This window comes from Paraburkholderia sp. SG-MS1, assembly GCF_012275575.1.
Taxonomy (GTDB): domain Bacteria; phylum Pseudomonadota; class Gammaproteobacteria; order Burkholderiales; family Burkholderiaceae; genus Paraburkholderia.
The window spans coordinates 22,106-30,827 of record NZ_NPIH01000030.1; the positions used below are offsets into that span (position 1 = coordinate 22,106).

General features: G+C 66.4%; 6 protein-coding genes. 3 read left to right on the top strand and 3 right to left on the bottom strand.

From position 1 onward, the window contains the following. Window positions 1-49: 49 nt before the first annotated feature. From CIC12_RS02665 to CIC12_RS02675, 3 genes are read right to left on the bottom strand one after another with little or no spacing between them, the layout of a single operon-like run. Window positions 50-3,100 carry an efflux RND transporter permease subunit gene (locus CIC12_RS02665; protein WP_168661912.1) on the bottom strand — a complete coding sequence of 1,017 codons (3,051 nt, stop codon included), beginning with the start codon at window positions 3,098-3,100 and terminating at the stop codon, window positions 50-52. Beyond that, window positions 3,097-4,239: an efflux RND transporter periplasmic adaptor subunit gene (locus CIC12_RS02670; RefSeq protein WP_168661914.1), complete on the bottom strand. Its 1,143-nt coding sequence runs from the start codon at window positions 4,237-4,239 to the stop codon at window positions 3,097-3,099. The genes CIC12_RS02665 and CIC12_RS02670 overlap by 4 nt, the downstream gene beginning before the upstream one ends. Continuing rightward, entirely contained in the window at window positions 4,229-5,677 is a 1,449-nt protein-coding gene (locus CIC12_RS02675) for a TolC family protein (RefSeq protein ID WP_168661916.1), read from the bottom strand. The genes CIC12_RS02670 and CIC12_RS02675 overlap by 11 nt, the downstream gene beginning before the upstream one ends. Window positions 5,678-5,920: 243 nt before the next feature. Between CIC12_RS02675 and CIC12_RS02680 the strand changes: the two genes are divergently transcribed. The 3 genes from CIC12_RS02680 to CIC12_RS02690 all read left to right on the top strand — a co-directional run. Beyond that, window positions 5,921-6,580 (top strand): response regulator, encoded by a 660-nt coding sequence (locus CIC12_RS02680; RefSeq protein WP_168661918.1) that lies wholly within the window; start codon window positions 5,921-5,923, stop codon window positions 6,578-6,580. Then, window positions 6,580-7,944: an ATP-binding protein gene (locus CIC12_RS02685; protein ID WP_168661920.1), complete on the top strand. Its 1,365-nt coding sequence runs from the start codon at window positions 6,580-6,582 to the stop codon at window positions 7,942-7,944. The genes CIC12_RS02680 and CIC12_RS02685 overlap by 1 nt, the downstream gene beginning before the upstream one ends. A 295-nt stretch (window positions 7,945-8,239) precedes the next feature. Beyond that, on the top strand, window positions 8,240-8,722 hold a 483-nt coding region (locus CIC12_RS02690; protein WP_174771873.1), incomplete at its 3' end, for a ProQ/FinO family protein.

Consider the following 8,722-nt stretch of genomic DNA (forward strand, 5'->3'; position numbering starts at 1 on the left):
CAACAATGACGCCCGCCCGCACCCGCGCGCGGGCGGCGAAAGCTGCGCGTCATATCGGCTGCTTTTTCATCAACAGTTTGAGCAGCACCGGCAGCAGCAACAATACGAGCGGCAACTGCACGATCAGCCCGGAGATGATCGCGATCGCGAGCGGCTGCTGCATCGCCGAGCCTTGCCCTAGCGCAAACGCCAGCGGCAGCAGCGCGAGGATCGCGGCGATCGTCGTCATGGCGATCGGGCGCAGGCGATTGCGGCCGGCGCTACGCAACGCTTCGTAGAATGGCATCTCCTCGTCACGCACGAGGCCCTGCAATTCCGACACATAGAAGATCGCTACCTCGGTGACGATGCCGATGATCATCGTCATCCCCATCATCGCGGAGATGTTCAACTCGATGCCTGTGATCCACAAGCCGATAAATACGGCACCCGCTGCCAGCAGCGGCATCGCCAGCACCGCCACCGCGACGCGAAAGCGTTCGTAGAGGAACAGCAGCAGGCCGAACACCAGCGCGATCGCCGCACCGAACACGGTCAGCAGGCCCTTGAACGCGATCTGCTGTTGCTGGTACAAGCCGCCCAGTTCGTAGTAGACGCCCGTCGGCAGCAGGTTGGCTTCGCCAAGCGCCTTCTGCACGTCGGCGATGGTGGAACCGAGATCGCGTCCGTCGATGCGCGCGGTGACTGCGACCATCCGCTTGAGGTTGTCGCGGCTGATCTCCGGCTGGCCCGTCACCTTGACCTGATCGGCGACGCGATTCAGCGCGAACAGATGGCCGTCCGGTGCGCGAATCTGTAACTGGCCCAGTTGCGTATCGGTGAGTTTCAACGCGCCGTCCACCCGCACGCGCACGCCGACCGTTTTCGGCCCGCTCTGGAACTGTGTCGCCACGTTGCCTTCGACCATGTCGGACACCGCTTGCGCGATCGACTGCGGGTCCATCCCCTCGGCTGCGGCCGCGGCCGGCAGGATGTGCAATTCGAGCGCGTCGCCCGCCGGGTTGATGCCGTCGTTCACGTCCACCACGCCCTGAATCTTGCCGATGCGCGCGGCGACCTTGCGCGCGGTGGTGTCGAGCGTGGCCGCGTCGTCGGAGAAGATCTTGATCTGCACGGGCTGGGGTACCGCCGTCAGGTCGCCGATCAGATCCTCCATCAACTGCGCGAGTTCGATATTGACGCCGGGCACCTGCGCTTCGACCTGCGAGCGGATTTCTTCCATCACCGTGTCGATCGGCTCGCGCTGGCCGGACTTCAGCCGCACGAAGAAGTCGCCCTTGTTGGGCTCGTTCAGGTCGCCGCCGAGACCCGCGCCAGTGCGGCGCGAATAGGTCGACACATTCGGATTCGCGCGGATGATGGTCTCGATCTGCTTCATCAGCCGGTCGGTTTCGGTCACCGAGGTGCCGGGTTCGGTGTGATAGTCGAGCACGAAGCCGCCTTCGTCCATGCTCGGCATGAAACCGCTGCCTACCCGCGTGAACGCGAACGCGGCCACCACGATCAGCGGCACGAGGCCGAGCAGCACGAGTACGGGCTTTGTCGTGACGCGCTCGACCAGCGTCGCGTAACGCCGGTTCAACCATGCGGCGAAACGGGTTTCCGCAGGTTCTTCGGCGTCTTTCGGTTTCAGCCAACGGTCGCACAGAATCGGCACCGCGAGCCAGGTGACGAGAAACGAAATGAACAGCGCGCTTGCCATCGTCACCGAGAGTGCCTTGAAAAACGCACCCGTCACGCCCGACAGAAACGCGAGCGGCACGAAGATGATCAGCGTCGCCGCCGAGGACCCGGCCAGCGGCCGCGTGAATTCGAGCGCGGCGGCCATCACGCGACCATGAAACGCGCGCGAGCCGGCTTCGCGCATGCGCCGCACGATGTGCTCGATCATCACGATCGCGTCGTCGATCACAAGGCCCACCGCGGCCGCCATGCCGCCGAGCGTCATGATGTTGAAGCCCATGCCGAACACGTCGAGCAGCAGGATCGTCGCGGCCATGACCACCGGCACCAGCGCCACGGCGATCGCGGTGATCTTCCAGTTGCGCAGGAACACGAACAGCGTGAGCGCCGCGAGCACCACGCCGATCATGATCGCGTCGCGCACGCTGGTGGCCGATGCGATGACCAGTTCGCTCTGGTCGTACCAGTTCGACAGATGCACGCCCGGCGGCAGTTGATGCTGGAAGTCGGCGAGTTTCGCGCGGATCGCCTTCGCCATCGCGACGCTGTTCGCGCCGGGCTGCTGGTAGACGTTGAGCAGCACGGCGTCCTGGCCGTCGGCGGTGACGCGCATCCACTGCGGCACGACGCCCTGGCGCACCGTCGCGACGTCGCCCAGACGGATCTGCGCCGCGCCGCTCGCCGACACCACCACGTTGCGCAGTTCATCGAGCTGCGTGATCGTCGTGTTGGTGATCACGAGGTACAGCTTGTCGTGGTCCTCGATGCGCCCGTTGGCCATCAGCACGTTGTGCGCGCCGATCGCCTTCGATACGTCGGCAAGCGACAGCTTGTACGCAGCGAGCCGTGCGGGGTCGACCGCGACTTCGAACTCGTCCTGAGCGCCACCGGTCACGTCGACCCGCGCGACGCCTTCCACCGACGACAGCAACGGCCGCATCTGGAACTGCGCGAGATCGTGCAATGCCGACAACGACTGCTGCGTCGACGTGAGGCTGTACGCGAGCACCGGAAAGACGGTCGGGTCCATGCGCCGCACCTGCATCGAAGTGCCGGGCGGCAGCGTCGTGAGAATCTCGCTGATGGCCGACTGCGCCTGCAGCGTGGCCTGCGCCATGTCGGTGCCCCAGTCGAAGTTCAGCGAGATTTCCGCCGCGCCGCGGCTGGTGGTCGACGCGACGTCGCGCACGTTCGGTACGCGGCGCAGCGCTTCTTCGACCGGCATCGTGACGAGCGTCGCCATCTGTTCGGCGGGGCGGTCGCCCGCGTCGAGCGAGATCACCGCGCGCGGAAACGCGACGTTCGGAAACAGTGAGATCGGCAGACGGAACGCGGTCAGTGCGCCCGCGATCGCCAGCAGCGCGATCACGAACAGCAGCGAGCGGCGGTGCGTCTGCATCCATTGACCGAAGTTCATTGCGATGCGCCTTCGCCGACTCGCACCGCCATGCCGTCCTTCAGCTCATAGTTGCCGCTGACCACGAGGCCCTGGGCGGCGTCGATCGGACCGTCCACACCGTAGCGATCGCCGTTCTCGATCTGAACGCTGACGGCGACACGGCGCGCCTTGTTCTGCGGGGCGATCTGGAATACGTACGCGCCCTTGTCGTCCTTCAGCACGGTCGCGCGCGGCACGACCCAATGCGTGCCACTGCGGGTCGCGATTTCGGCGCTCACGCGTGTGCCCGGAATGAACGCACTCTGGCCGAGCGGCACGTTCGCGCCGACGTCCACCTGTTGGCTCTGCGGATTGATCGCCGCGCCGACCTCCACCACGCGGCCATTGACCGGCGTGTTCGCAAGTGCGCTCGACAGGCCGCGCAGCGTGACGGAGTCGCCCGCGTGGATCGCGGCAGCGTCCGACGGTTCGACGCCGAGCATCACGTTCGCGCGCGCGTCTTTCGCATTGCCGCCAGCCAGTTGCAGGATCGCTGCGCCCGCTTGCACCTGGTCGCCCTGTGTCGCCGACAGTTGCAGGACCACGCCACCGAGCGGCGCGGTGACGACCTTGTTGCCGCTCTCGACGCCGGTCTGATTCTGCGCAGCGAGCGCCTGTTGTGCATCGTCAGCGGCCTTGCGGGCGGCCGCGAGTTGCGACTGCGTGGCGAGCCCCTTGTCATACAGCGACTGAGTGCGCGTCAACTCGCCTTGCGCGAGCGTCAAGGCGCTCTTCGTCTGGGTCGCGGCGAGCACGGCGGCAGGATCGGCCTGCACGATGAACAGCGGAGTGCCGCGCGTGACGCGCTGGCCGGACTGCACGCGCATCTGCACGATGCGTGCGACATAGGGCAGATTGATCGTCGTGAGATTGGAGGCGGACGCGGCGACGATGCCGAAACCCCGCACCGGTTGGGCGATGTCGGCGCGTTGCACGCGAACGGTCCGGACGGACACGACGGGCTGATTGGCGGCGTCGTCCGCGGGAGCCGCGCTTGCGCCGGTTGCATGAGCGCCGCTCGCGGCGTGGACCACCATGCACAGCAGCGCGACGCAGGCAAGCGCGGTCGCCACAGCGGCGACGCGCGGCCGTGAGCGTGGGAGTGGACTATTTCGCATGAGTGTCGATGAAGGTCTGAGCGGAGGTGAAGGCGTCGGGAATCGCGCTGCCTAACAGCGCCTGCAGGCCGACGCGCTGTTCGGCGAGCGACTCGCGCAGTGTCGCTATGTCGACACGTTTGGCGAGCGCGGCGCTTTGCGCGTCGGTGTATGCGCCGAGCGCGAGATTGTGTTCGGCATAGGCCGCAGCCGCATGCCGGGCAGCGAGGTCGACATCGGGCAGCGCGCTTTGCGTCTCCTGCAATTGCCGCGTGAGGATCGCGAGGTCCGCGCGCATCTGCGCGACGTCCGCGTAGGCCTGGTTCAGGCGCGTCTGATATTCGTCGCGCAGCCGTTCTCGGGTGGCTTTTTCGATCGCCACGTTGCCCTGATTGCGGTTGAAGATCGGCAGACTCAGGTTGATCTGGAAGCCGCTGGTGTAGATGTTCGACGTGTCGCGCGCACGCACGAAACCCACCGACAGGCTCGGAAACTGGCTCAGAATCGCCGCCCGATATTTTTGCTCCTGCGCTTCGTAGCCCGCCTGCAGCGCGATCAGGTCCGGGCGGCGTTGTGCGAGCGAGGCGAGCGCGCCGTCAAGCGTGGGGGCGCTCAGCGGCGCGATGTCTTCGCTGCCGCGCAGGGGCAACTGGACGTCGGGCGCGAGGCCGAGCAATGCGTTCAGATCGTGGCGCGTCTGCTGCGCGGCGCGTTCGGCGTCCGTGGCCTGCTTGCGCGCGTCGCTATACGCGGTGAGCGCGGCGCTCAGCGCGTCGTCGGTGAGGTTGCCGTCGCGGCGCGCTTCGGCCATCCGTTCGTAGCGCGTGCGTGCGAGCTCGCGTTGTTGCTGCAGCAGCGGCAGCGTGTCCTGCTGGAAGCGCGTCCTGATGAACAACTGCCGCGCTTGCGCGACGATCTGCCATTCCTGCCAGAGCAGGCCGAGATCGGTCTTGGCGACCGTGGCGTCGGCGGACTGTTGGTTCGCGCTGCGCAGCACGATCGCCATCACATCGACGCTCAAGCCATAATTGAACGCGCGCGTGGTGCCGGCGGCGCCGGGGTAGTCGCTCGACACGCTCAGTTGCGGGTCGGGCAGCAATCCTGCCGAGTAGGCTTGAGCACGCGCGATGCCGAGATCGTCGCGCGCCAGTTTGAGCTCGGGATTGTTGGCCACCGCGAGCATCGCGACTTCGTCGATGTCGAGCCCGTCGGACGGCTCGAAACGATGCGCGGCCAGCTCGGGCAGCGGCATGCGCGACCCGTCGATCTGGATGCGCTCGAGTGAGCGCGCCGAGGTGGACGTGTCGTGCGGCGCGAGCGGCTCGCGGTGATACCACGCGCAGCCGCCCAGCAGCAGCGCGGCGAGGGCCACGAGCGCGCGCAGCCGTGGCGCGCAGGTGACGGCGTGCTCGGGGACTGCCGCAAGGAAGGCCGCGGGCGCGGCATCGAAAACGGGCAAAATCCGGCTCCTGAATGAAGCGTTGAAGCAACCGCGAGCGCATACCGCGGAAAAGTGACGCCGAGTTTGCGCACGGAGCGCTTAAGTCACGCTTAACTTGAAAATAAGCTGGACGTCGCTGCATAGGGGCCGCTGCAAGGTGAAGATGAGGCAGCGCTAAGGAAGCAATAAGGAAGCATTAAGGAAGCGTTAAGCTGGCGGCCTGGACAATGTGCGGGCAATAAACAGGACGGAGAAAAGGCCATGCGCCTGCTACTGGTCGAAGACGACGAGATGATTGCGGAAACGGTGCTGGGCGCGATGCGCCGTTCCGGCTATGCGATCGACTGGGCTGGAGACGGCCGCGCGGCGGAGTTGTCTTTGGGCAATGATGTGTACGACCTGGTGCTGCTCGATCTCGGCTTGCCGAAGAAGGACGGCATCGAAGTGCTCAACGCGTATCGCAAGCGCGGCGGCGCAGCGCCGGTCATCATCCTGACCGCGCGCGATGCGGTCGACGAACGGATTCGCGGCCTCGACGCCGGCGCCGACGATTACCTGATCAAGCCGTTCGACCTCGACGAACTGGCCGCGCGCGTGCGCGCGCTGCTGCGCCGGCGCACTGGCCAGAAGCAGCCCATCTATGCGCACGGCGAACTCACGCTCGACCCCGCCGCGCACGAGGTCACCAAGGACGGTGCGCCGCTGCCGCTCGTGCCGCGCGAGTTCGCGCTGCTGCAGGCGCTGATCGAAGAGCCGACCCGCGTCTTCACCAAGGCCGAGCTCGAAGAAAAGCTGTATGGCTGGGGCGAGGAAGTGGGCAGCAACACGATCGAGGTCCATGTGCACAGCTTGCGGCGCAAGATCGGCGCCGAGCAGGTCGTGACGGTGCGCGGCGTCGGTTACCGTCTGAAGAGGTGCTGATGAGGTCGATTCGCCGCTGGCTGCTGGGCTGGTTGATCTTCGGCATGGCGGCGGCCTCGGCCGTGGCTGCCTTCGGCATCTTTCAGACGGCCCGGCAGGAAGCCGGCGAACTGTTCGACTACGAGCTGCGCACGATCGCGGTGTCGTTGCCGTCGAACCTGAATGGCGCGGGTGACGGCGAACATCGCCATCCGGACCTCGGCGGACTGTCCGACGACCGGGTCGTCATCGAAATCTGGGATCGGGGCGGCGAGCTGATCTATCACTCGATGCAGGCGCCGGCGTTCGAACGGCTGCCGGAGGGCTTCAGCATGGTCGAGCGGGGCGGTTCGCAATGGCGCACTTTCGGCGTGCAGCAGAAAGAGCGCTACGTGCAGGTCGCACAACCCATCTCGGTGCGCGAGGACCTCGCGCTGCGGCTCGCGCTGCACACGCTGTGGCCGCTCGGCGTGCTGGTCCCGGTCACGATCGTGCTGGTGTTGCTGGTCGTCGCGCGCGGGCTCGCGCCGATCGGCGGCCTGTCTCGCGCGCTGTCAACGCGTTCGATCGACTCGCTCGAACCGTTGCGTCTGGATGGCACCGTGCCGGTCGAAATCAAGCCGCTGGTGGAAGCGCTCAACGATCTGCTGCAAAGGCTGCATACCGCATCACAGGCACAGCGTACGTTCATTGCCGATGCCGCTCACGAGCTGCGCTCGCCGCTTGCCGCGCTGAAGCTGCAATTACAGGCCGCTTCGCGCGACGGCTCGTTAAAGGGCGAGGGGCAGACGCTCGAGCGCGTCGAGGGACGCGTGAACCGGATCATTCATCTGGTGCAGCAGTTGTTGACGCTCGCGCGCGAGGACGCACAACCGGTGACGTCGATGGTGCCGGTCAGCTTGCGCCGGATCGGCGAACAGGTGGTGGGCGACCTGTCGCTGCTGGCGGAATCGGCGCAGATCGATCTCGGGCTCGAATGCGAAGACGCGCGTACACCCAACGACGCCTACACGGTACTCGCCGAGCCGCACGGCGTGGGCGTAATGTTAGGTAACCTGATCAATAACGCGATCCGGCACACGCCGCGGGGTGGCCGTGTCGACGTGATACTCAAGCGGGCGGGAAGCCGGGTCGGGTTCGACATCGTCGACAATGGCTCGGGCATTCCGCAGGTCGAGATCGCGCGCGTGTTCGACCGCTTCTATCGCGGCGAGGAAGCGCGCGGCGACGGCAGCGGCCTCGGGCTCGCGATCGTGTCGCGGATCGCCGAGCGGCATCAGCTGGGACTGTCGTTGCGCAATAACGAGGGGCGGCCGGGCTTGTGCGTGGCCGTCTTCGGTCTGAAAGCGCACGATGCCGAGGCGCCTGTGGCGGTCAGAGTCTGACGGGGCTCGCGGGAAGGGCGCGTCGTTGGGCGCGCACACGCTATTCGCGGGGGATCGCGGGTTCTGGCGCCTCTTTGAATGGCGCTGTGGAATTGGGCTGTAAAGCGCACCGTAAAGCGGGCCGTAAAGCGGCGAAGTCGCCGCCCACCGGCTCAGCGTCGCCCCGGAATGCACACAGGCCGAACCTCGCTCGCTCATCGCCTCGCGGCCACCCGGGCTTGCGTCCCGACGGTGTTCTCACGAGCGCGTTGCCACTCGCTGCTACAATCTCTTCTTTCTCGATTGATTGTGCGCTATGGGTTTCGAACAACTCGCTGAACTGAAGAAGCAACTGGCCGCGGCACGCGCCGAAGCTGCGCCCGCCGCCAGGTCCGATGCCAAGCCGGCATCCAAGCCTGCTTCGAAGGCCGATTCCAAGGCCGGTTCCAGGCCGGGCGCGAGGCCTGCCCGCAAGCCCGCGCAGCCGCGTCGCGATGCGTCCGCACCCGCCGCGCAAGCGAAGCCGGCGGCGGACGCCAAACCGGTCGACCCGGTGGTGAGATCGATCGGGCGTCTGCAAAAGCGCTTCCCGATCGCCTTCCCGAAGAATCCGGCGCCCAAGCTGCCGCTGAAGGTCGGCATCTTCGAAGACCTCGTCGTGCATGCGAAGGAACTGTCGCTGAGCGAAGCCGAGTTGCGCGACGCGATCAAGACGTGGTGCCGCGGCAGCCGCTACTGGAAGTGTCTCGTCGAAGGCGCGGCACGCGTCGATCTGACGGGCGCCGCCGCGGGCCAGGTC